Source organism: Cupriavidus cauae (assembly GCF_026210475.1).
GTDB lineage: Bacteria > Pseudomonadota > Gammaproteobacteria > Burkholderiales > Burkholderiaceae > Cupriavidus > Cupriavidus cauae.
On the sequence record NZ_CP080293.1, the window covers coordinates 183,670 to 205,285 of the forward strand.

The following is a 21,616-nucleotide window of genomic DNA, read 5'->3' on the forward strand; positions in this document are numbered from 1 at the left end:
AACGACAGGCCGATGCGGGCCAGCAGCCTGACCGAAAGCCGGCCGGCAACGGCCTGGAGCGCGGGCCGGCAATGCCTGCCCCCGGTCTCGCTCCCGGGCCGCCAGGTGCGAATCAGCGACCGATTGTACTGTGCGCTCGCTGCAGTGGACAACGGCCCTCATCCCAACGAGGGGAGCCACCCCACATGGCCCCCCACCGCGGGAGGGTTGCCGCCAATGAAAAAGGGCCGGTTGAACCGGCCCTCGAACTGCTGACAAACTGGTGTCACGATGCTGTCGTTCCCGCGCAAGCGGCAATCCGGCGTCCTTGAAATTCAACGGGACCCCGCTTGCGCGGGAACGGCAGGTTCGGACGCCGCAGCCTCAGTCGGCGCGCACGCCCTCGACCTGGATCGCCAGCTTGACCTCGGGCTTGAAGCCCATCTTGACGCCGTAGTCGATGCCGAAGTCGGTGCGGTTGAAGGTGGCATAGGCGTCGGCACCGCAGGCCTCGCGCTTGAGCATCGGATGCTGCATGCACTTGAACTCGCGGATCTCCAGCTTGACCGGCTTGGACACGCCGCGCAGCGTCAGCACGCCATCGACCTCGGTCGGCACGTCGCCGGCGAACTTCGAGAACTTGCCCTTGTAGGTCGCCTCGGGATAGGCCTGGACGTCGAACATGTCCGGGCTCTTGGCGTGCTCGTTCATCTTGCCGTGGCCGAAGTCGATCGACGCGGTATCGATCTTGATGTCGAGCGTGCCGGTCTTGGCGGCGCGGTCCAGCGTGACCACCCCGCTGGACTTCTCGAACTTGCCGCGCCACTTCGACAGCCCGCCCAGGTGATCGGCCTCGAAGCTCGGATACGTATGGGTCGGATCGAGGTTGTAGGTCACGGCGGCCGCCGAGGCGAGGCCGGCGAAGGCGGTGGCGGAAGCGGCGGCGAGGATGGCGGCGGCGGTACGCAGTTTCATGGGTTCTCCGGTAAGCGTTGGTTCGGCGATTGGATTCAGCCGTTGGTTTCGTCGGGCAGGTGCGGCGGTGACCGCAACGATGGTTTCAGGGCGGGATCGCGATTCCCGGGGGCGGTGGTCGTCCGGCTCAGGACTTGGCGGCCGTGACGAGGCGGAACTTGATCTGGACCTCGTCGGCGACCACCGAGGTGTCCTTCCACTCGCCCTCGCCGATATTGAAGACGCTGCGCTTGATCGGCAGCACGCCCTCGAAGACCTGATTGGCGCCTTCCTGGCGATAGGTCGCAGGCACCACCACGTCCACGGTCTTGCCCTTGATGGTCAGCTTGCCGGCGACATCGAACTTGCCGGCGGCTGCCGGCTTGATGCCGGTCGATTCGAACACCGCCTTGGGGAAGCGCGCGGCATCGAACCAGTCCTTGCCCTTGACCTCCTTGGTGGTGGCGGCGTCGCCGATCTCGAAGCTGGCCACGTCGATCTCGACCTTGGCGCTGGAGCTGGCCAGCCTGGCGGGATCGAAGTCCACCGCGGCGGCAAAGCGCTTGAACTTGCCTTCCATCGGCACGCCGATCTGGCGCGCGACCGCGGTCACCGAACTCTTGCCGGCATCGAGCTGGGCGGCGGCGAGATTGGCGGCAAAGCCGGCGCAGGCCAGCGACGCGGCCAGCAGCAAGGCACCGGGACGGAGAATACGTTTCATCGAGGACTCCTCGGTTTCATTCGGTCAATGCGGAACAGCAGAACAGCAGAACAGCGGAACAGCGGAACAGCGGCAGCGATCGGCCGGACTCAGCGCAGGAACGGCAGCATGCGGCCGAGCGTGCCGTCGCGGTCCAGCCACTGGTGCTTGAGCGCCGCCGCGGCATGCAGCACGACGAGCGCGGCCATCAGATAGTTCAGCCAGACATGGGCGAACTTCAGCGTTTCCTTCAGCGCGTCGTTCGGCTCGATCAGCGTCGGCAGCGGCCACAGGCCCAGATAGACGACGGGCACGCCGGCGGCGAGGCTGTACAGATAGCCGGTTACCGGCACCACCAGGATCAGCAGATAGAGCAGCCCGTGGGCGGCCTTGGCCGCGCCTGCCTGCCAGGCCGGCATGCCGGCCACCGGCGCCGGCGCGGCATGCGTCAGGCGCCAGAGCACGCGCAGCACCGCCAGCGCGAACACCGTCACGCCCAGCCACTTGTGCCACGAGTACAGCTTGAGCTTGGTCGGCGTGAAGCCCGGGATGTCGGTCATGTAAAGACCGAGCCCGAAGGCCGCGAAAATCAGCAGAGCGACGATCCAGTGCAGGCCGATCGCGGTCGCGCCATAGCGCGCTGGGGTAGTGGAACGCATCGATGAAATCCGGCTTCGGTCTTTATTATTTCGGCAGACGCTGTTAATTCTCGCATTATTGCGTCCGCAAAGTGACGTCGGGAAGGCGGAACTTCATTGAGTCGTTCAAAGCGTTTGAATAGATCCGGTCCCCGACGTCGGCGCAGAACCGGTCGGATTATGGTGTGTCGCAAAAGTCGCAACCGCAAATTTGACCGATTCGAGGATCAAGCGGTTTCGGCGGCAAGTGGTCGATATCCCGCCGGCTTTCCCGGAGCGGCTCCCATTTCTCGAGCAGTTGCCAGTCACCGCTCCAAAGAAAAAGCCGCCCGGAGGGACGGCTTTAAGGAATCGTCGTGCGCCACCGACACAAGATCGTGTCGGCACCCCTCGAGGCCTTACTTCAACCTTTCCGCCAACTCCACCGCCCGGCCGATATAGCTGCCCGGGGTCATCGCCAGCAGGCGAGCCTTGGCCTCGTCGGGGATCGCCAGGCCTTCGATGAAGGTGCGCAGCGCCTCGCGGGAGATGCCCTTGCCGCGGGTCAGTTCCTTCAGTTGCTCATAGGGATTGGCGATGCCGTGGCGGCGCATCACGGTCTGTACCGGCTCGGCCAGCACTTCCCAGCAGTTGTCCAGGTCCTCGGCCAGCCGCTCCGGATTGGTTTCCAGCTTGCCCAGGCCGCGCAGGCAGGCCTCGTAGGCCAGCAGGCTGTAGCCGAAGGCGACGCCGATATTGCGCAGCACCGTCGAGTCGGTCAGGTCGCGCTGCCAGCGCGAGACGGGCAGCTTCTCCGACAGGTGGCGCAGCAGCGCGTTGGCCAGGCCCAGGTTGCCCTCGGAGTTCTCGAAGTCGATCGGATTGACCTTGTGCGGCATCGTCGACGAGCCGATTTCGCCGGCCTTGGTCTTCTGCTTGAAGTAGCCCAGCGAGATATAGCCCCAGACGTCGCGGTCCAGGTCCAGCAGGATGGTGTTGGCGCGGGCCACCGCGTCGAACAGCTCGGCCATGTAGTCGTGCGGTTCGATCTGGATCGTGTACGGGTTGAAGGCCAGGCCCAGCCGGTTCTCGATGACGTCGCGCGAGAAGGCCTCCCAGTCGAACTCGGGATAGGCCGACAGATGCGCGTTGTAGTTGCCCACCGCGCCGTTCATCTTGCCCAGCAGCTCGACCCGCTCGATCCGTTCGATCGCGCGCGCCAGGCGGGCCGCGACGTTCGCCATTTCCTTGCCCAGCGTGGTCGGGCTGGCGGGCTGGCCGTGCGTGCGCGACAGCATCGGCTCGCGGGCGTTGGCGTGCGCCAGTTCCACCAGCCGCGCATGCACGCGGCGCAGCGTCGGCACCAGCACGCTGTCGCGCGCGCCCTTGAGCATCATGCCGTGCGAGGTGTTGTTGATGTCCTCGGAGGTGCAGGCGAAGTGGATGAATTCGCTGGCGGCCACCAGCTCGGCGTTGTCCTGCACGCGCTCCTTCATCCAGTACTCGACCGCCTTGACGTCGTGATTGGTGACCGCCTCGATTTCCTTGATCCGGGCCGCGTCGGCCTCGCTGAAGTTGTCGACCAGCGCCAGCAGCGCGGCTTCGGACTGCGCCGAGAACTTCGGCATGTCGGGCAGGCCGGTGCGGGCCAGCGCGATCAGCCAATGGACTTCGACCTTGACGCGGTGGCGCATGAAGGCGGCCTCTGACAGCCATTCGCGCAGCGGGTCGGCCTTGGCGGCATAGCGGCCATCGATCGGGGACAGGGCGGTGAGCGGCGAGAGCGCGGCGGGGGAGGCGGTAGCGGACATGCTGGCAGACGGCGGGAGGGAATGAAGAGGGAAACTGGAACGGTGTCGGCAGGGGCGTCGGCGCACGCGGCAGCGGCGAGCTGCGCTGGCACATCCCATGTACTCAAGCGCATACAAAGCCGGGAAGTACGATCCTGCGCGATCCGGGGCGATCCGGCGCACCAGCCTGGCAGCCGGCGCTGGAAAGCCGCGATTTTACCACCGCCCTTCCCGCTGCGCCGCGCGATCGTCGTCAGTGTTGCGGGCAATCCCGCCGGCCCGCCGCTGCACGCCGGCGCCGTGCCGGAACGGCCGCCCGGGCGGTTATACTCGCCACGCCGAGCCAGTAGCCTGTTACGAAGTGCATCAAGGCAGACAGGACCCGCGCGCCACCGCCGGCGCACAAGGCCAGCCGCTCCATCGCGAAGCGCCCGATGCACTCCATAACGAGCTCAAGGGGAGAACATGAAGCTGTACGCATCGCAGACCAGCCCTTACGCGCGCAAGGTGCGCGTGGTGATGGCCGAGAAGAAGATCGACTATCAGCTGGTGGAAGTCGACGTGTGGTCGCCGGACACGGTGATCGGTCAATTCAATCCCCTCGGCAAGGTGCCCTGCCTGGTGATGGAAGACGGCGGCGCGGTGTTCGATTCGCGCGTGATCGTCGAGTACGTCGACACGCTGACGCCGGTCAGCCGCATGATCCCGCAGGGCAGCCGCGAGCGGCTCGAGGTGCGCTGCTGGGAAGCGCTGGCCGACGGCCTGCTCGACGCCGCGCTGCTGGCGCGTCTGGAACATACGCAGCGCGAGCCGGCCGAGCGCAGCGAGCGCTGGGTGCGCCGCCAGCTTGGCAAGATCGACGGCGCGCTGGTGGCGATGGCCAACGGCCTGGCCGACCGCACCTGGTGCGCCGGCAACCATTATTCGCTGGCCGACGTCGCGGTCGGCTGCGCGCTGTCCTATCTGGACTTCCGCTTCCCGGACATCGCCTGGCGCGAGCGCCATCCCAACCTGGTCGCCTTCCACGACAAGGTCAGCAAGCGCCAGTCGTTCATCGATACGGAGCCGCCGCGGGGCTGAGGATGACCGGGGTCACCGTGGCCACCGAGGTCGCTGTGGCCACCGTGAACCGTGGCGACCGCGGCCACCGGCACGCCGTCGCTGGAGGACGGCGTGCGCGGCATCACTGGATGATGCCGCCGCCCAGGCAGACCTCGCCGTCGTACAACACCGCCGATTGCCCCGGCGTCACGGCCCATTGCGCTTCGTCGAAGCGCAGCTGCAGGTTGTCGGCGTCGGCCGCGTCGACGAGGCACGGCGCATCGCTCTGCCGATAGCGCGTCTTGGCGCTGAGCGCGGTGCCCGCGCGCGGCGCTTCGCCGGCGACCCACGACAGGTCGGCCGCGCGCAGCGTCGGCGACAGCAGCCACGGATGATCGTGCCCCTGCACCACGTACAGCGTGTTCGACGCCATGTCCTTGCGCGCGACGTACCAGGCATCGCCGCTGCCGTCGCGGCTGCCGCCCAGGCCGATGCCCTTGCGCTGGCCCAGCGTGTAGAACGCCAGCCCGATATGCTCGCCGACGACCTTGCCGTCGGCCGTCTTCATCGGCCCCGGTTTGGTCGGCAGATAGCGATTCAGAAAATCCCGGAATGGGCGCTCGCCAATAAAGCAGATTCCGGTGGAATCCTTCTTCTTCGCGTTCGGCAGGCCGATTTCCGCGGCGATTTCGCGCACCTGCGTCTTCGGCAGCTCGCCCAGCGGAAACAGCGTGCGCGACAGCTGCGCCTGGTTCAAGCGGTGCAGGAAGTAGCTCTGGTCCTTGGTATGGTCCAGCGCCTTGAGCAGTTCGAAGCGGCCGTGCCCGCCCTGCCGCACGCGCGCATAGTGGCCGGTGGCGATGCGCTCGGCACCGAGCGACATCGCATGGTCGAGGAAGGCCTTGAACTTGATCTCGGCGTTGCACAGCACGTCGGGATTGGGCGTGCGCCCGGCCGAATACTCGCGCAGGAAATCGGCGAACACGCGGTCCTTGTACTCGGCGGCGAAGTTGACCGCCTCGACGTCGACGCCGATCAGGTCGGCCACCGACACCACGTCGAGCCAGTCCTGGCGCGTCGAGCAGTACTCGCTGTCGTCGTCGTCCTCCCAGTTCTTCATGAACAGGCCGACCACCTCGTAGCCCTGCTGCTTGAGCAGCCAGGCGGTGACGGACGAGTCCACCCCGCCCGACATGCCGACCACGACGCGTTCGCCGCGGCCGATGCCGGGATTCAGTTCGGGGCCGGCCGAAGTGGCGGCGCTCGTGACGGCGCTCGTGACGACGCTCATGGCAGCGCTCCCGGCATCAGCGCCGACGGATGCGTGTACAGCGCGTCGAGCGCGAAGCGCTTGCCGGCCAGATAGTCCTCGACGCAGGCCAGCACCAGCGGCGAGCGATGGCGCTCCGGGCAGGCGCGGATCTCGTCGGCGCTGAGCCAGACCGTGCGCACGATGCCGGTATCGAGGGGACGGCCGCTGTCGAGCGGACCCAGATCGCCGGTGAAGGCGAACCGCACATAGGTGATGTTGCCGTCGGGATGCTGGCCGGTCGGCGAGGTCACCGAACCGGCCAGATAACAGCCGAGCAGCGCGCGCGGCTCGAAGCTGTGCGCGGTTTCTTCCAGCGTTTCGCGGATCACGGCGCGCACCAGGCTCTCGCCCGGGTCCAGATGGCCGGCCGGCTGATTCAGCTTCAGGCCGTCGCGGGTTTCTTCTTCGACCAGCAGGAAGCGGCCGCCGCGCTCGATCACGGCCGCCACGGTGACGCTGGTTTTCCAGTCTTGGGACATGATGCACAAGTTTTAGGCAATCCGGCATTCTACCGGCTGGCGCGCGGCGCTGCAGCGAGACGGACCGCGCCAGGGCCTCGCGCGGAACGCACCCCGATCGCACCCATTGCCGGCAGATTCCTGTAAGCTGCGAAAAAATTGTGCGCTGCGCTGGACGGCGGCGCCCACAAACGAGCCCGGATGCCTGCCCGGCCGTAGCCCGGAGCGGCACCGCAACAGGAGAAGCTGACGATGCAGATCGGTATCCCGCTGGAGACACGGGCCGGCGAAGCGCGTGTCGCCGCCACCCCCGAGACCGTCAAGAAGTACGTCGCCCAAGGCCATCAGGTGCTCGTGCAGAGCGGTGCCGGTGTACGTGCCAGCTGTCCGGACGCGGCCTACGAGGCGGCCGGCGCCAGCATCGTCGATGCGGCCCGCGCGTTCGGCGCCGAGCTCGTGTTGAAGGTCCGCTCCCCCGATCCGCAGGAACTGTCGCAGATTCGCCCCGGCGCCACGCTGGTCGGCATGCTCGATCCGTTCGACGCCGACAACAATGCGCGCATGGCCGCCGCCGGCATCGTCGCCTTCGCGCTCGAGGCCGCGCCGCGCACGACCCGCGCGCAAAGCATGGACGTGCTGTCCTCGCAGGCAAACATCGCCGGCTACAAGGCCGTGCTGGTCGCCGCCAACCACTATCAACGCTTCATGCCGATGCTGATGACCGCCGCCGGTACGGTCAAGGCCGCGCGCGTGCTGATTCTCGGCGCCGGCGTGGCCGGCCTGCAGGCGATCGCGACCGCCAAGCGGCTGGGCGCGGTGATCGAGGCCTCCGACGTGCGGCCCGCGGTCAAGGAACAGATCGAATCGCTGGGCGCGAAGTTTCTCGACGTGCCGTTCGAAACCGACGAGGAGCGCGAGATCGCGCAGGGCGTCGGCGGCTACGCGCGGCCGATGCCGGCCAGCTGGATGCAGCGCCAGGCCGCGCTGGTGCACGAGCGCGCGAAGCAGGCCGATATCGTCATCACGACCGCGCTGATCCCCGGGCGACGCGCGCCGGTGCTGCTCAAGGAAGAGACCGTGCAGGCGATGAAGCCGGGCTCGGTGGTGGTCGACCTGGCCGCCGCGCAAGGCGGCAACTGCCCGCTGACCGTGGCGGACGAGGTGGTCGAGCGCCATGGCGTGACGCTGGTCGGCTACACCAATCTGGCCAGCATGGTCGCGGCCGATGCCTCCGCGCTGTACGCGCGCAACGTGCTCGACTTCCTCAAGCTGATCGTCGACAAGGACGGCAAGCTGACAATCAACCCGGAAGACGATATTGTCGCGGCCTGCCTGATCAGCAAGGACGGCGCGCTGGCCCGCCAGGCCGCCTGAGCGGCTGCCGGATCGGCGCTGCCTGTGCGATCGGCGCGCCGGCAGCGCCAACCCTCCAGATCGATTCAACCCGGATTCAACCCGCGCCCATCCCGGGCGCGTTTTCACGGTGCCGCGGCCACCCGTTCGAGCCGTCGCGGCGCCAGCATCAACGAAGGAAAGCAACACCATGCAACGCATCATTCTGCGCGCCAAGCTGCATCGCGTCACCGTGACGCAGGCGGACCTGCACTACGAGGGGTCGTGCGGCATCGACGAGGATCTGCTCGACGCGGCGGACATGAAGGAGTACGAGAAGATCGAGCTCTACAACGTCAACAACGGCGAGCGTTTCTCGACCTACATCATCAAGGGCAAGCGCGGCACCGGCGAGATCTCGCTGAACGGCGCCGCCGCGCGCCGGGCCCATCTGGGCGACCACCTGATCATCTGCACCTACGCGCCGATGAGCGATGCGGAACTGGCCGACTACAAGCCGAAGATCGTGCTGGTCGACGACAACAACCGCATCAAGGAAATCAAGAAGGTGTGATCCCATGATCGCCGCGCGCAGGCAGTCTCGCCCGCAGTCCCGGCATGCCGACGGTGGCCCTGGCGCATGGCGCCGCTGGCTCATCGTTGTCGTGGCGTCGGGCTGTGCGGCCTGCGCCGGCGTATCGGCACCCAGTACGGCACCCGGTACGGCACCCGTTACGGCACCAGCTGCGGCGCCGGTTACGGCCCCGGTGTCGGCGTCCGACTCGACGCCGGCATCGCCATCGCCTGACGTCGGCGCCCCGCCCGCTTCGGCGGCGGACCCGCTACCCTCCTGGCGCGACGGCGCCGCCAAGCAGGCGATCCTGCGCTTCGTGCGCGACACCACCACCCCGGGCGGCCGCGACTTCATCGCCCCGGCCGACCGCATCGCCATCTTCGACAACGACGGCACGCTGTGGCGCGAGGACCCGCGCGCCGAGCTGCTGTTCGTCGCGCATCTCGCGCGAGCACGCACCGACGCCGATCCGACGCTCGGCGCGCAAAGCCCCTACCGCGAATTCCTCGCCGATCCGCGCGGCTATCTGCAGCGCGGCGACACCGCGGCGCTGCAGCTGCTGCACGCGGTGTACGGCAACACCGCGGTCGAATCGTTCCAGGACGAGGCGCGGCGCTTTCTCGCCGTCGCCCGCCATCCCCGCAGCCGCGCGCCGCTGCGCGACGGCATCTACCAGCCGATGCTGGAATTGCTCGGCTTGCTGCGCGCGCAGGGCTACCAGACCTGGCTGTGCGCGGGTTCCACCGCCGACTTCATGCGCGCCTTCGCCGCCGACTACTACGGCATCGCGCCGCAGCAGGTGATCGGCTCGCGGCTGGCGCTGCGCTTTCGCGAGACCGCGCAGGGCAACGCCGTCTGGCGCGAGCCGCGCGTCGACAGCTTCAACGACAAAGAGAACAAGCCCGCCAATATCGCGCTGCAGATCGGCAAGCGGCCCGTGTTCGCCGCCGGCAATGTCGGCGGCGCGGGCGATATCGCGATGCTGGCCTACAGCCAGGGACGGCGCGGGCCGTCGTTCCAGTTGTTGATCGACCATGACGACGCGCAGCGCGAGTCGGCCTACACCGAGCCGGATGGCGCCTCGCTGAAGGCCGCCGCCGCGCACCGCTGGACCGTGGTCAGCATGCGGCGCGACTGGGAACGCGTGTTCGTGGCGCCGTCGGCGCCAGGCCGGGCGCTGGCCGGCGAGCCAATGGCGAGGCCGGCCGCGCCGTAACGCGGAACTGTGTGGAAAAGCTGCGCGGGAAACCGCGGGCGCAACTGCGCTGGGAAGAGCGGACAACCGAATTCAAGCAACGGGAGGAGAAGTCGATGGAGATGGTGAACCACACGGTGATCAACCTGATCATCTTCGTGCTGGCGATCTACGTGGGCTACCACGTGGTCTGGACGGTCACGCCGGCGCTGCATACCCCGCTGATGGCGGTCACCAACGCGATCTCGGCGATCATCATCGTCGGCGCGATGCTGGCCGCCGGGCTGACCGAGGGCGGCGTCGGCCGCGCGATGGGCACGCTCGCCGTGGCCCTGGCCGCGGTCAACGTGTTCGGCGGCTTCCTGGTGACCCAGCGCATGCTGGAGATGTTCAAGAAGAAGGAGCCGAAGAAGGCCGCGCAGGCCGCGAGCAAGGAGGGCGCGCAATGAGCATGAACGTCGTCACGCTGCTCTACCTGGTGGCCTCGGTCTGCTTCATCCAGGCCTTGAAGGGGCTCTCGCATCCGGCCACCGCGCGCCGCGGCAATGCCTTCGGCATGATCGGCATGGCGATCGCCGCGCTGACCACCGTCGCGCTGATCGTCAAGCTGAAGAACGAGTTCCTGGCCGCCGGCATCGGCCAGTCGTCGATCGGCACCGGCCTGGGCCTGATCCTCGCCGGACTGGTGGTCGGCGGCGGCATCGGCGCCTACGTCGCGAAGAAGGTCGAGATGACCAAGATGCCGGAACTGGTCGCGGCGATGCACTCGCTGATCGGCCTGGCCGCGGTCTTCATCGCCATCGCGGCGGTGGCCGAACCGGCGGCCTTCGGCATCACGGCGGCCGGCTCGCACGAGATCCCGCTGGGCAACCGCATCGAGCTGTTCATCGGCTGCTTCGTCGGCGCGATCACGTTCTCGGGCTCGGTGATCGCCTTCGGCAAGCTGGCCGGGCGCTACAAGTTCCGGCTGTTCCAGGGCGCGCCGGTGGTGTTCTCGGGCCAGCACTGGCTGAACCTGGCGCTGGCGGTCGCGATGGTCGGCTTCGGCATCGCCTTCTTCATGACGCAGCAGTGGCTGCCCTTCCTGGTGATGCTGGCGATCGCCTTCGTGCTCGGCGTGCTGATCATCATCCCGATCGGCGGCGCCGACATGCCGGTGGTGGTGTCGATGCTGAACTCGTACTCGGGCTGGGCGGCGGCGGGCATCGGCTTTTCGCTGAACAATCCGATGCTGATCATCGCCGGCTCGCTGGTGGGCTCCTCCGGTGCGATCCTGTCGTACATCATGTGCCGGGCGATGAACCGCTCGTTCTTCAACGTGATCCTGGGTGGCTTCGGCGGCGAGGCGAGCAGCGCGGCCGCGGCGGGCTCGCAGGCGCAGCGCAACGTCAAGTCGGGCTCGCCGGACGACGCGGCCTTCCTGATGGGCAATGCCGAGACCGTGATCATCGTGCCCGGCTACGGCCTGGCGGTGGCGCGCGCCCAGCATGCGCTCAAGGAGCTGACCGAGATGCTGTCCGAGAAGGGCGTCACGGTGAAGTACGCGATCCACCCGGTGGCGGGCCGCATGCCGGGCCACATGAACGTGCTGCTCGCCGAGGCCGAGGTGCCGTACGACCAGGTCTTCGAGATGGAGGACATCAACAGCGAGTTCGGACAGGCCGACGTGGTGCTGGTGCTCGGCGCCAACGACGTGGTCAACCCGGCGGCCAAGACCGACCCGAACTCGCCGATCGCCGGCATGCCGATCCTCGAGGCCTACAAGGCCAAGACCATCATCGTCAACAAGCGTTCGATGGCAGCCGGCTATGCCGGGCTGGACAACGAGCTGTTCTACATGGACAAGACGATGATGGTGTTCGGCGACGCCAAGAAGGTGGTCGAGGACATGGTCAAGGCGGTCGCCTGACCGGGGGAGTCCGGCCCGGAAATCGCATTGCGCCGGCCCCCTCCGGGGTCGGTTGCGCCCCCGCTCCGGCGCGCTATACTGGCCCTCGGCCGCGGGGGCCGGCATGCGCCGGCCATCACGGCCCTGGCGCCGGCCCCGCGTTCCCTGCTGCAGCCGGACCCGCTCCTTGCCTCCCGGGGTCGCACGCGACATGACATTCAATCCGCAGGACAGGCATCTGCCGGTCTTCCAACATCCGATCCTGACCGTACTGGTCGACGACAGCCGTTCCTTCATGGACAGCCTGGTCTTCCAGATGGACCGGACCCGCCCGGTGGTCACCTTCACCGACCCGCGCGAGGCGCTGCAGTGGATCCGCGAGGCCTACACCACGCGCTTCACCGGCTTCCTGCCGGTGCGCGTCACGCACGACGATCTGACCTTCCTGACCGAGCGCCGCACGGTGCAGCTCGATATCGACCGCATCCATCGGCAGATCCACGACATTCACCGCTTCGTGCAGCCGGGCGTGATCGTGGTCGATTATTCGATGCCGCAGATGGACGGGCTCGAGTTCTGCCGCGCGCTGCAGGACCTGCCGTGCAAGACCATCCTGCTGACCGGTACCGCGGATGAAGGCGTCGCGGTGCAGGGCTTCAACCACGGCCTGATCGACCGCTACGTCAAGAAGCACGACAGCAATATGGTCGAGCGGCTGGACCAGGAGATCGACGCGCTGCAGCAGCAGTACTTCACCACGCTGTCGCACACGCTGCGCGACCTGCTGACGCGGCACTCGTTCTCGTTCCTGTCCGATGCCGCGATGGCCGAGCGCGTGCGCCAGCTGGCGGCGCGCTACGGCTTCGTCGAGTACTACCTGTACCCGAACCCCGCCGGCATCCTGCTGCTGACCGCGCAGGGACAGGCCACGCTGATGGTGATCGAAACGCGCACGAGCCTCGCCAGCCAGGTCGAGTCGGCCGAGGCCTACGATGCGCCCGCTGCGCTGACCGAAGGCCTGCGCGAAGGCCGCATCGTGCCGTTCTTCTGGCCCGGCAACGGCATGTACACGCCGGCCTGCGTCGACTGGGAGCAGTACTGCCTGCCGGCCGAACGCGTCGAGGGCCGCGAGGAATTCCTGTACGCGCTGTTCGACCTGCCCCGCCATCTGCTCGACGAGCCGGTGGTCAGCTTCCGGACCTTCCTGACGGAATTCGAGCGCAACGAGGGAAGCCTGACGGGGCGTTGAGCGTCACGTCGGTCCACTCCCTCTCCCGCTGGCCTAAGCCCGGTTGGGGAGCGCGAGGACGCCCTCGCTTTCTACGACTGCGCCCGGTTGCCGCCCTTCACCATCTCGAAGCGGAACAGCCGGCATTCGATATTGCCGTTGTAGAGCGGCACGCGCCGCGATTCCTTCAGCCGCAGGCGGCGCGGCAGCGACAGGTCGCCGGTGAAGATCCAGGCCTCCCAGCCCGAGAAATGCTGCTTCAGCGTGGTCGCGAACGCGCTGGCGAACTGGTTGGCGGCGGCCTCCTCGGCGCTGTCCACCGGCGCCTCGTCGAACGCCGGACGGCGCTGGCCGCGCACCGCGATCCGCTCGCCATAGGGCGGGTTCAGCAGCAGCAGGCCCGGTTCCGCGAACGGCGGCTGCACGTGGCGCGCGTCGACCTGCTTGGCCCGCAGCTCGCCCGGCAGGCCCGCACGCTGCCAGTTGGCGCTGGCCATCGCCAGCATGTCCGTCGAGATATCGCTGCCGGCAATGGCCAGGTCCGCCGGCGCGGCGGCGGCGGCGCGCTGGCTCGCGGCCTGGGCCTCGCTCTTGAGCGCCTTCCAGGGCTTCAGGTTGATTCCCTTGAGCCATTCGAAGGCGAAGCTGCGCGCCGCGCCCGGGGCCAGCCCGAGCGCGACCTGCGCCGCCTCGACCAGGAACGTGCCGCTGCCGCACATCGGGTCGTAGAAAGGCCGCGAGGTCTTGCCCGGCGTCCAGCCGGCCAGCCGCAGGATGCCGGCGGCCAGGTTCTCCTTCAGCGGCGCCTCGCCCTTTTCCATGCGCCAGCCGCGCTTGAACAGCGGCTCGCCGGTGGTGTCCAGGTACAGCGTGCAGTCGTGCTCGGTCAGATGCGCGTAGATCCGTACGTCGGGGCTGGCGGTGTCGACGCTGGGCCGCGCACCGAGGCGCTCGCGCATCGCGTCGCAGACGCCGTCCTTGACCCGCAGCGCGGTGAAGTTCAGGCTGCGCAGCGGCGAGCGGTGCGCGGTCAGCTCGATCTTGATGGTCTCTTCCGGGCCGAACCACTGGTCCCAGCGCTGCGTGCGCGCCAGCTCGTAGATATCGTCCTCGTGGCGGTAGCCGCGGGCGGCGACCCGCAGCAGCACGCGGCTGGCGATGCGCGAATGCAGATTGACCGCATAGGCGGCCGCCATGTCGCCGGAGAAGCTGACGCCGCCAGGCACCTCGCGATGGACGTCGAACGGTGCGAGGGCATCCACATCGGGCCGCACGGCGATCTCGCGCAGCTCGTCGGCGAGCGCGCTCTCGAGGCCGCGCGGGCAGGGGGCGAAGAAGGCTTGGGTCATCACAGCGGTCCGGCAAAAAGGGGGCGCGAACGGGTCGCAAAGGTCGCGAACGGTCGCAACGGGTCAAATCAACAGCAGGCGAAACGAGGCAACCGCTTCAAACAAAAACGTCCGCCGTGGCGGACTGCAGGCGCCGGCGCCAGCCCCGGGCCGGACCGGCAGGACCGCGCTCAGGCGGCCGCCAGCGCGCGATCGAGAAAGTCGAGCCGGTCCTGGCCCCAGTACGGCTGGCCGTCGTAGACGTACCAGGGCGCGCCGAACACGCCGGCCGAGATCGCATCCTGGGTATGGCGCGCGTATTCCTCCTGCACGCCCTGCCCTTCGCTGGCCTTCAACAGCGCCGCGCCATCGAGGTCCAGGCGGTCGGCCAGCTCGGCCAGCGTGGCGGCATCGGCGATATTACGCTCCTCCGCCCACAGCGCCCGGCCGATCGCACCGAGCAGCGCCATCGCGCGCGCCGTGCCATGGGCCAGCCGCGCCGCGATGATCAGCCGGCTGGCGGCGTCGCCGGAGACCGGAAAGTATTTGGGCTCCAGATTGAGCGGCACGCCGAGGTAGTCGCGCCAGCGCGCCAGTTCAACCAGCCGGTAGGCCTGGCGCTGCGGCGGCCGCTGGGCCAGCGGCAGGCCGCCCGAGGTCGCGAACACCTTGCCCAGGTCGCAGGGCTTCAGATTGACCTGCGCGCCATGGCGGGTCGCGATCTCGGTAAAGCGCGCGTGGCCGAGGTACACGTACGGCGACTGCGGCGAGAAGTAGTAGTCGATCTGCTTGCTCATCGGTTCCTCGGGGTAGGTTCAGGCGGGGGAATTCAGGGGCGTTGCGGCCGATCCAGGCAATGCCGAGGGTTCGGCCATGCCGCCCGACATGGAGGCGTCAGAACGGCTTGACCACCACCAGCACCACGATCGCCAGCAGCACCAGCACCGGCAGTTCGTTGAACCAGCGGTAGAAGCGATGCGAGCGCGTATTGCGTCCGGCCTCGAATTTGCGCAGCAGCACCGCGCAGCCATGGTGATAACCGAGCACAACCAGCACCAGCGCCAGCTTGGCATGCATCCAGCCCTGTCCCGGCCCGCGCCCGATGCCATAGCCCAGATAGAGCCACAGCCCGAACGCCAGCGCGGGGATCGCCAGCATCGTCATGAAGCGCAGCAGCTTGCGCGCCATCGCCAGCAGCCGCGCCACCGCGGCGGGATCGGTCTCCATCGCCAGATTGACGAAGATGCGCGGCAGGTAGAACAGCCCCGCGAACCAGGAGACCACGAAGACGATATGCAGCGATTTGACCCAGAGCATCGGCGATCCGTATGACCCGGTGATTTACGTGCGAACTTCGCCGTGGCCGAACACCACGTACTTCAGCGAGGTCAGCCCTTCGAGGCCGACCGGGCCGCGTGCGTGCAGCTTGTCGTTCGAGATGCCGATCTCCGCGCCGAGGCCGTACTCGAAGCCGTCCGCGAAACGCGTCGACGCGTTGATCATCACGCTGGCCGAATCGACCTCGCGCAGGAAGCGCATGCCGGCCGAATAGTTCTCGGTGACGATCGAATCGGTGTGGGCCGAGCCGTAGGTGTTGATGTGGGCGATCGCCTCGTCGAGGCCGGACACGGTGCGGATCGCCAGCACCGGCGCCAAGTATTCGAGGCGCCAGTCTTCCTCGGTCGCATCGACCAGGCCTTCGATGCCCGCGGCTTCCAGCGTGGCGCGCGTGGCCGGGCAGACCCGCAGCTCGACGCCCTTCTGCTGATAGATCGTGCACAGCGGCGGCAGTACGCGCGCGGCAATCGACTCGGCCACCAGCAGCGTTTCCATCGTATTGCACGGCGCGTAGCGCTGCGTCTTGGCGTTGTCGCAGATGCGCACCGCCTTGTCGAGGTCGGCGTCGCCGTCGACATAGACATGGCAGATGCCGTCCAGATGCTTGATCATCGGCACGCGCGCCTCTTCCATCAGCCGCGCGATCAGGCTCTTGCCGCCGCGCGGCACGATCACGTCGACATACTCGGTCATCGTGATCAGGCGCCCGACTGCGGCGCGGTCGGTGGTCTCGATGACCTGCACCGCCTCGGCCGGCAGCCCGGCCTCGGCCAGGCCCTCGGCGACCAGCCTGGCCAGCGCGGTATTCGATTCGATGGCTTCCGAGCCGCCGCGCAGGATGGTCGCATTGCCCGACTTCAGGCACAGCGCCGCTGCGTCGATGGTCACATTGGGGCGCGACTCGTAGATGATGCCGATCACGCCGAGCGGCACGCGCATCTGGCCGACCTGGATGCCGGTCGGCCGGTATTTCATGTTGCCGATCTCGCCGATCGGATCGGGCAGCGCGGCAATCTGTTCCAGTCCGGCGGCCATGGTGGCGATGGCCTTGTCCGACAGCGTCAGTCGATCGACGAAGGCGGCGTCCTGGCCGTTGGCGCGGGCGCGCTCGACATCGCGCGCATTGACGGCCTTCAGCTGCTCGGCGTCGCGGCGGATCGCGGCGGCGATGGTCAGCAGCGCGCGGTTCTTGTCGGCGGTGGAGGCGCGCGCCATCGCGCGCGACGCGGCGCGGGCCTGGCGGCCGACGCGGTCCATGTACTGGTAGAGGTCGAGCTGGTTCATATCGGTGGCCGGTCGGTGCGGCCTGGCAATCTTGTATTTGGCGGGCGCGCTGCGGGCGGCGCGACGTCGCGGGTTCCGGCGGCGCTCGGCCGCAGCGTTAGGGCAGATCAGCGTGCCGTTCTTCCGCGCAATGGTGAGCGCAAGATGGTCAGCGCAAGATGGTCAGCGAAACATCGTCAGCGCCAAACCATCAGCCCGAAGCCATCAGCGCGCGATCATCAGCGCCAGCTGCAGCAGGCCGTCCCACGGCTCGGCCGGCATGCCGTCGACGCGCAGGCCCTTGGTCTGCCGGTCCAGCTTCGCGGCCATCGCCAGCGCGGCCTCGAGCCGCTCGGTGGACAGCCGCTGCGCGGCCTGCGGCACCAGCTTCTCGCGCGGTCCCCAGATGCGCAGCTCGCGGGTCAGCACGCCCATCGGCTTGCCGCCGGCCAGCCCCTGCCGGACCTTGGATAATACGCGAATTTCCTCGGTCAGCGCCCACAGCACCAGCACCGTGGCCTCGCCCTCGCCGCGCAGTCCTTCAAGCATCCGCACCAGCCGCGGCACGTCGCCGCCGAGCATCGCCTCGGACAGCTTGAACACGTCGTAGCGGGCGACATTGAGCACCGCGTCGTGGACCTGGTCGAAGGTCAGCACGCCGGCGGGATACAGCAGGCCGAGCTTCTGGATTTCCTGATGGGCGGCCAGCAGGTTGCCCTCGACCTTGTCCGCGATGAACTGCAGCGCGCGGCGGCCCGGTTCGCCTGGCTCCACGCGCTGGTTCTGCAGCGCCAGCCGTTCGCCGACCCAGGCCGGCAGCCGGGTGCGATCGACGCTGTCGACCTTGATCGAGACGCCGGCGCCTTCGAGGGCCTGGAACCAGGCGGACTTCGACGCGGCAAAATCCAGCCGCGGCAGCGTGATCAGCATCACCAGATCGGAGGCGACCGGCGAAGCCGACAGCTGCGCCGCGACAGCGCGCAGCACCTCGCCGCCTTCCTTGCCGGGCTTGCCGGACGGAATGCGCAGCTCGACGATCTTGCGGTCGCCGAACAGCGACATCGACTGCTGGGCCTCGAGCAGCTGGCTCCACTGGAAGCCGCGCTCGGACACCAGCACGTCGCGCTCGCTGTAGCCGGCCGCGCGCGCGGCCTGGCGCAGGCGATCGACCGCTTCGAGCACCAGCAGATGCTCGTCGCCGTGCACCACGTACAGCGGCGCCAGCCCGCGCGCCTGGGCCTGGCGCAGGTGACCGTCGAGAGCGTCGAGCTTGAGCTGCATCCGGTGGTGGTATTCGCCTGTCCTGGCTGTCTTGGCTGTCGTACCTAGGCGCGCTGCGTGCGCGGCCTCAGGCGGGCTTGGCGGCGGCGAGCCGACGCATCAGCTGCTGCACGATGTCGCGCTGCATGTCGCGGTACAGCTGCTCTTCCTCGTAGCCCTTGGCCAGCGCGTTGGCCTCGTTGTAGGTCAGGTCGCGGAACAGCACCATCTGCGACGGCGCGATCATCTCGCGGCCGGCCGCATCACGCAGCCGGAACGTGAAGCGCTGCGTCAGCCGGTATTCGCGCACGACGCCCGCCGTCGTGATCGACAGCACGGTCTTGGTGCGGCTGTCCTCGAGCACGTCGAGCAGCGCGTCGGCCTGCTTGGGATCGGTGACGACGATGGTGTCGGAACCGCCCTGGATGGCGCGCGTCAGTTCGGCGCCCATCAGCGAGTTCTTCGGGATGCCGACATACAGCCGCTTGAAGGCGAAGTCCGAGCTGCCGCGCAGATGGAAGCCGCAGCCGGCCAGCGCACCGGCGGCCAGCAGCGCGGCCAGCACGGCGCGGCGATTCGGGTTCGGTCTAGTCATGGCGCGATTCCTTTGATTGGGTCGATGGCGCGGCGGCGGGATGCCATTGCGGTGGCGGCCCGCCTCAGATCACCACATTGACCAGGCGGCCGGGCACCACCACGATTTTCTTCGGCGCGGCGCCTGCGGCGAACTTGGCGACGGTCTCGCTGGCGGCGGCCATCGCCTCGATCGCGGCGCGGTCGGCATCGGCGGGCACCGTCAGGCTGCCGCGCACCTTGCCGTTGACCTGCAGCACCAGTTCGATCTCGCTCTGCACCAGCGCCGCCTCGTCGACCTGCGGCCACGGCGCATCGAGCAGGTCGCCATGCGCGGCGGCGTAGCCCAGCTCCTGCCACAGCACGTGGGTGATGTGCGGCACCACCGGGTACAGCACGCGCAGCAGGATGCCGAAGCCCTCGCGGCGCGCGGCCGGCGAGGCCGACTTGGCATCTTCCAGCGCGTTGAGCATCTTCATCGCGGCGGACACCACGGTGTTGTACTGGATGCGCTGGTAGTCGTAGTTGGCCTGGCGCAGCACGCCATGCACGTCGCGGCGCAGCGCGCGGTCGGCGTCGACGGTCTCGCCGCCGGCACCGGCGGCACGGATCGCCTCGGCGTTCGCCTGGCCATAGGCCCAGACCCGGCGCAGGAAGCGCGAGGCGCCCTCGACGCCGGAGCTGCTCCACTCGAGCTGCTGCTCGGGCGGCGCGGCGAACATCGTGAAGAGGCGCGCGGTATCGGCACCGTACTGGTCGATCAGCGCCTGCGGGTCGATGCCGTTGTTCTTGGACTTCGACATCTTCTCGACGCCGCCGATCTCGACCGGCTGGCCGTCGGCCTTCAGCGTGGCGCCGACCGGGCGGCCGCGCTCGTCGGTCCTGACGTCGACGTCGGCCGGATTGAACCAATGCTTCTTGCCGTTCGCGTCCTCGCGATAGTACGTCTCGTTCAGCACCATGCCCTGCGTCAGCAGGTTGGTGAACGGCTCGCCGAACTTGACCAGGCCGAGGTCGCGCATCACCTTGGTCCAGAAGCGCGCGTACAGCAGGTGCAGGATCGCGTGTTCGATGCCGCCGATGTACTGGTCCATCGGCATCCAGTAATCGTTGCGCGCATCGACCATCGTGTCCGCGTCCGGGCAGGTATAGCGCATGTAGTACCAGCACGAGTCGATGAACGTGTCCATCGTGTCGGTCTCGCGCCGGGCCGGCTTGCCGCAGGACGGGCACGTGCATTCGAGGAAGCGCGGGTCCTTGGCCAGCGGGTTGCCGCTGCCGTCCGGCACCAGGTCCTCCGGCAGCACCACCGGCAAGTCCTTCTCGGGCACCGGCACCACGCCGCAGCTGTCGCAATGGATCAGCGGGATCGGCGTGCCCCAGTAGCGCTGGCGCGAAATGCCCCAGTCGCGCAGGCGCCAGGTCACCTTCTTCTCGCCCAGGCCCTTGGCCGCCAGGTCGGCGGCGATCGCGTCCACCGCGGCGCGATGGTGCAGGCCATCGTAGTGGCCGCTATGGATGCAGCGGCCATGCTCCTTGTCGGCGTACCAGTCCTGCCAGGCCTCGGTCGAGAACGGCTGGCCCTTGACGTCGATGACCTGCTTGATCGGCAGGCCGTACTTGCGCGCAAAGGCGAAGTCGCGCTCGTCGTGCGCAGGCACGCCCATCACCGCGCCGTCGCCGTAGGTCATCAGCACGTAGTTGCCGACCCAGACGTCGACCGGCTCGCCGGTCAGCGGGTGCACGACCTTCAGACCGGTCGGCATGCCCTTCTTTTCCATGGTCGCCATGTCGGCTTCCATCACCGAGCCGCGCTTGCACTCGTCGATGAAGGCGGCCAGCTCGGGATTGGTCGAGGCGGCGTGCGTGGCCAGCGGGTGCTCGGCCGCGACCGCGCAGAAGGTCACGCCCATGATGGTGTCGGCGCGCGTGGTGAACACGTACAGCTTGCCGCCGCCGATCAGTTCGCCGTCGTCGCCGACGATCGCGTGCGGGAAGGCGAAGCGCACGCCCTCGCTCTTGCCGATCCAGTTCTGCTGCATCACCTTGACGCGCTCGGGCCAGCCCAGGCCCTCCAGCTCGCCCAGCAGCTCCTCGGCGTACTGCGTGATGCCGAGGTAGTACATCGGAATCTCGCGCTTCTCGACCACCGCCCCCGAGCGCCAGCCGCGGCCGTCGATCACCTGCTCGTTGGCCAGCACGGTCTGGTCCACCGGGTCCCAGTTGACGGTGCCGGTCTTGCGGTAGGCGATGCCCTTCTCCAGCATCTTCAGGAACAGCCACTGGTTCCAGCGGTAGTAGTTAGGATCGCAGGTGGCGACCTCGCGCGACCAGTCGATCGCCAGGCCCATCGACGCCATCTGCTTCTTCATGTATGCGATGTTGTCGTAGGTCCAGGCCGCCGGCGCCACGCGGTTGTTGATCGCGGCGTTCTCGGCCGGCATGCCGAAGGCGTCCCAGCCCATCGGCATCAGTACGTTATGCCCGTTCATGCGCAGGTAGCGCGCCATCACGTCGTTGATGGTGTAGTTGCGCACGTGCCCCATATGGAGCTTGCCCGACGGATACGGCAGCATCGAGCAGGCGTAGAACTTGGGCTTCTCCTTGCCGTCGGGGCCCACCGCGTGCTCGTCGACGCGATAGGCGTCGATGGCTTGCCAGTGCTGGCGGGCGGATTCTTCGACTTCGGCGGGGAGGTATTTGTCTTGCATGGTTGGGACAGCGGCGCGCGCGCGGCGCACCAGCGATGTGGAATCTGGCAGCGGTTGGGGGCACGCCAGCCGTTG

The 21,616-nt window shown here is 68.0% G+C and carries 20 protein-coding genes; 7 read left to right on the forward strand and 13 right to left on the reverse strand.

Features of this window, described 5'->3' with window-relative positions; translation table 11 throughout:
• Positions 1–363: 363 nt before the first annotated feature.
• From KZ686_RS00820 to purB, 4 genes are all read right to left on the reverse strand, one after another.
• Entirely contained in the window at positions 364–954 is a 591-nt protein-coding gene (locus KZ686_RS00820) for a YceI family protein (protein WP_149316654.1), read from the reverse strand.
• A 127-nt stretch (positions 955–1,081) separates the two neighbouring features.
• On the reverse strand, positions 1,082–1,654 hold the full coding sequence (locus KZ686_RS00825) for a YceI family protein (protein WP_265632844.1): 573 nt from the start codon (positions 1,652–1,654) through the stop codon (positions 1,082–1,084).
• An 89-nt stretch (positions 1,655–1,743) separates the two neighbouring features.
• Positions 1,744–2,292 carry a cytochrome b gene (locus KZ686_RS00830; RefSeq protein ID WP_149316652.1) on the reverse strand — a complete coding sequence of 183 codons (549 nt, stop codon included), beginning with the start codon at positions 2,290–2,292 and terminating at the stop codon, positions 1,744–1,746.
• 377 nt (positions 2,293–2,669) lie between these two features.
• The gene (gene purB / locus KZ686_RS00835) at positions 2,670–4,061 is read right to left on the reverse strand and encodes an adenylosuccinate lyase (protein ID WP_149316651.1); all 1,392 of its coding nucleotides are present in this window, start codon (positions 4,059–4,061) and stop codon (positions 2,670–2,672) included.
• A gap of 444 nt (positions 4,062–4,505) precedes the next feature.
• Between purB and KZ686_RS00840 the strand changes: the two genes are divergently transcribed.
• Entirely contained in the window at positions 4,506–5,120 is a 615-nt protein-coding gene (locus KZ686_RS00840; RefSeq protein ID WP_226107154.1) for a glutathione S-transferase family protein, read from the forward strand.
• A 103-nt stretch (positions 5,121–5,223) separates the two neighbouring features.
• On the opposite strand, the gene mnmA is transcribed toward KZ686_RS00840, so the two are convergent.
• On the reverse strand, positions 5,224–6,372 hold the full coding sequence (gene mnmA, locus KZ686_RS00845; protein WP_265632845.1) for a tRNA 2-thiouridine(34) synthase MnmA: 1,149 nt from the start codon (positions 6,370–6,372) through the stop codon (positions 5,224–5,226).
• On the reverse strand, positions 6,369–6,872 hold the full coding sequence (locus KZ686_RS00850) for an NUDIX hydrolase (protein ID WP_187829092.1): 504 nt from the start codon (positions 6,870–6,872) through the stop codon (positions 6,369–6,371). Before KZ686_RS00850 ends, mnmA begins: the two co-directional genes overlap by 4 nt.
• A gap of 231 nt (positions 6,873–7,103) precedes the next feature.
• Between KZ686_RS00850 and KZ686_RS00855 the strand changes: the two genes are divergently transcribed.
• The 6 genes from KZ686_RS00855 to KZ686_RS00880 all read left to right on the forward strand — a co-directional run bounded on the left by KZ686_RS00855 (position 7,104) and on the right by KZ686_RS00880 (position 13,089).
• The gene (locus KZ686_RS00855) at positions 7,104–8,225 is read left to right on the forward strand and encodes a Re/Si-specific NAD(P)(+) transhydrogenase subunit alpha (protein ID WP_149316648.1); all 1,122 of its coding nucleotides are present in this window, start codon (positions 7,104–7,106) and stop codon (positions 8,223–8,225) included.
• Between the two features lie 169 nt (positions 8,226–8,394).
• A complete protein-coding gene (gene panD, locus KZ686_RS00860; RefSeq protein ID WP_006577190.1) occupies positions 8,395–8,757 on the forward strand; it encodes an aspartate 1-decarboxylase in 363 nt (120 codons plus the stop codon).
• Between the two features lie 193 nt (positions 8,758–8,950).
• A complete protein-coding gene (locus KZ686_RS00865) occupies positions 8,951–9,973 on the forward strand; it encodes an HAD family hydrolase (protein WP_226107148.1) in 1,023 nt (340 codons plus the stop codon).
• A 95-nt stretch (positions 9,974–10,068) separates the two neighbouring features.
• A complete protein-coding gene (locus KZ686_RS00870; protein WP_150083394.1) occupies positions 10,069–10,401 on the forward strand; it encodes an NAD(P) transhydrogenase subunit alpha in 333 nt (110 codons plus the stop codon).
• Entirely contained in the window at positions 10,398–11,861 is a 1,464-nt protein-coding gene (locus KZ686_RS00875) for an NAD(P)(+) transhydrogenase (Re/Si-specific) subunit beta (RefSeq protein WP_149316645.1), read from the forward strand. Before KZ686_RS00870 ends, KZ686_RS00875 begins: the two co-directional genes overlap by 4 nt.
• A gap of 190 nt (positions 11,862–12,051) precedes the next feature.
• Positions 12,052–13,089, forward strand: a complete 1,038-nt coding sequence (locus KZ686_RS00880) for a response regulator (protein WP_006580100.1) — start codon at positions 12,052–12,054, stop codon at positions 13,087–13,089.
• 71 nt (positions 13,090–13,160) lie between these two features.
• Here KZ686_RS00880 and KZ686_RS00885 read toward each other — a convergent pair whose 3' ends face one another.
• The 7 genes from KZ686_RS00885 to leuS form a co-directional block, all read right to left on the reverse strand.
• Positions 13,161–14,417, reverse strand: a complete 1,257-nt coding sequence (locus KZ686_RS00885; protein ID WP_265632846.1) for a THUMP domain-containing class I SAM-dependent RNA methyltransferase — start codon at positions 14,415–14,417, stop codon at positions 13,161–13,163.
• Positions 14,418–14,587: 170 nt separating this feature from the next.
• Positions 14,588–15,193, reverse strand: coding sequence for a 2-hydroxychromene-2-carboxylate isomerase (locus KZ686_RS00890; RefSeq protein ID WP_150083396.1), 606 nt, complete (start codon positions 15,191–15,193; stop codon positions 14,588–14,590).
• 97 nt (positions 15,194–15,290) lie between these two features.
• Entirely contained in the window at positions 15,291–15,713 is a 423-nt protein-coding gene (locus KZ686_RS00895) for a CopD family protein (protein ID WP_265632847.1), read from the reverse strand.
• A gap of 24 nt (positions 15,714–15,737) precedes the next feature.
• Positions 15,738–17,018 (reverse strand): glutamate-5-semialdehyde dehydrogenase, encoded by a 1,281-nt coding sequence (locus KZ686_RS00900; RefSeq protein WP_149316641.1) that lies wholly within the window; start codon positions 17,016–17,018, stop codon positions 15,738–15,740.
• Positions 17,019–17,222: 204 nt separating this feature from the next.
• Positions 17,223–18,278 carry a DNA polymerase III subunit delta gene (holA, locus tag KZ686_RS00905; protein WP_150083397.1) on the reverse strand — a complete coding sequence of 352 codons (1,056 nt, stop codon included), beginning with the start codon at positions 18,276–18,278 and terminating at the stop codon, positions 17,223–17,225.
• Positions 18,279–18,345: 67 nt separating this feature from the next.
• Positions 18,346–18,852, reverse strand: a complete 507-nt coding sequence (locus KZ686_RS00910; protein ID WP_149316639.1) for an LPS-assembly lipoprotein LptE — start codon at positions 18,850–18,852, stop codon at positions 18,346–18,348.
• Positions 18,853–18,916: 64 nt separating this feature from the next.
• A complete protein-coding gene (gene leuS, locus KZ686_RS00915; protein WP_150083398.1) occupies positions 18,917–21,541 on the reverse strand; it encodes a leucine--tRNA ligase in 2,625 nt (874 codons plus the stop codon).
• Positions 21,542–21,616: the final 75 nt, after the last annotated feature.

Coding starts and splice junctions, on each gene's coding strand:
- KZ686_RS00885 (WP_265632846.1), bottom strand. CDS start 14,417: ATGACCCAAGCCTTCTTCGCCCCCTGCCCGCGCGGCCTCGAGAGCGCG.
- KZ686_RS00870 (WP_150083394.1), top strand. CDS start 10,069: ATGGAGATGGTGAACCACACGGTGATCAACCTGATCATCTTCGTGCTG.
- mnmA (WP_265632845.1), bottom strand. CDS start 6,372: ATGAGCGTCGTCACGAGCGCCGTCACGAGCGCCGCCACTTCGGCCGGC.
- KZ686_RS00850 (WP_187829092.1), bottom strand. CDS start 6,872: ATGTCCCAAGACTGGAAAACCAGCGTCACCGTGGCGGCCGTGATCGAG.
- KZ686_RS00900 (WP_149316641.1), bottom strand. CDS start 17,018: ATGAACCAGCTCGACCTCTACCAGTACATGGACCGCGTCGGCCGCCAG.
- KZ686_RS00895 (WP_265632847.1), bottom strand. CDS start 15,713: ATGCTCTGGGTCAAATCGCTGCATATCGTCTTCGTGGTCTCCTGGTTC.
- KZ686_RS00890 (WP_150083396.1), bottom strand. CDS start 15,193: ATGAGCAAGCAGATCGACTACTACTTCTCGCCGCAGTCGCCGTACGTG.
- KZ686_RS00880 (WP_006580100.1), top strand. CDS start 12,052: ATGACATTCAATCCGCAGGACAGGCATCTGCCGGTCTTCCAACATCCG.
- KZ686_RS00855 (WP_149316648.1), top strand. CDS start 7,104: ATGCAGATCGGTATCCCGCTGGAGACACGGGCCGGCGAAGCGCGTGTC.
- KZ686_RS00875 (WP_149316645.1), top strand. CDS start 10,398: ATGAGCATGAACGTCGTCACGCTGCTCTACCTGGTGGCCTCGGTCTGC.
- purB (WP_149316651.1), bottom strand. CDS start 4,061: ATGTCCGCTACCGCCTCCCCCGCCGCGCTCTCGCCGCTCACCGCCCTG.
- leuS (WP_150083398.1), bottom strand. CDS start 21,541: ATGCAAGACAAATACCTCCCCGCCGAAGTCGAAGAATCCGCCCGCCAG.
- KZ686_RS00830 (WP_149316652.1), bottom strand. CDS start 2,292: ATGCGTTCCACTACCCCAGCGCGCTATGGCGCGACCGCGATCGGCCTG.
- holA (WP_150083397.1), bottom strand. CDS start 18,278: ATGCAGCTCAAGCTCGACGCTCTCGACGGTCACCTGCGCCAGGCCCAG.
- KZ686_RS00840 (WP_226107154.1), top strand. CDS start 4,506: ATGAAGCTGTACGCATCGCAGACCAGCCCTTACGCGCGCAAGGTGCGC.
- KZ686_RS00825 (WP_265632844.1), bottom strand. CDS start 1,654: ATGAAACGTATTCTCCGTCCCGGTGCCTTGCTGCTGGCCGCGTCGCTG.
- KZ686_RS00910 (WP_149316639.1), bottom strand. CDS start 18,852: ATGACTAGACCGAACCCGAATCGCCGCGCCGTGCTGGCCGCGCTGCTG.
- KZ686_RS00820 (WP_149316654.1), bottom strand. CDS start 954: ATGAAACTGCGTACCGCCGCCGCCATCCTCGCCGCCGCTTCCGCCACC.
- panD (WP_006577190.1), top strand. CDS start 8,395: ATGCAACGCATCATTCTGCGCGCCAAGCTGCATCGCGTCACCGTGACG.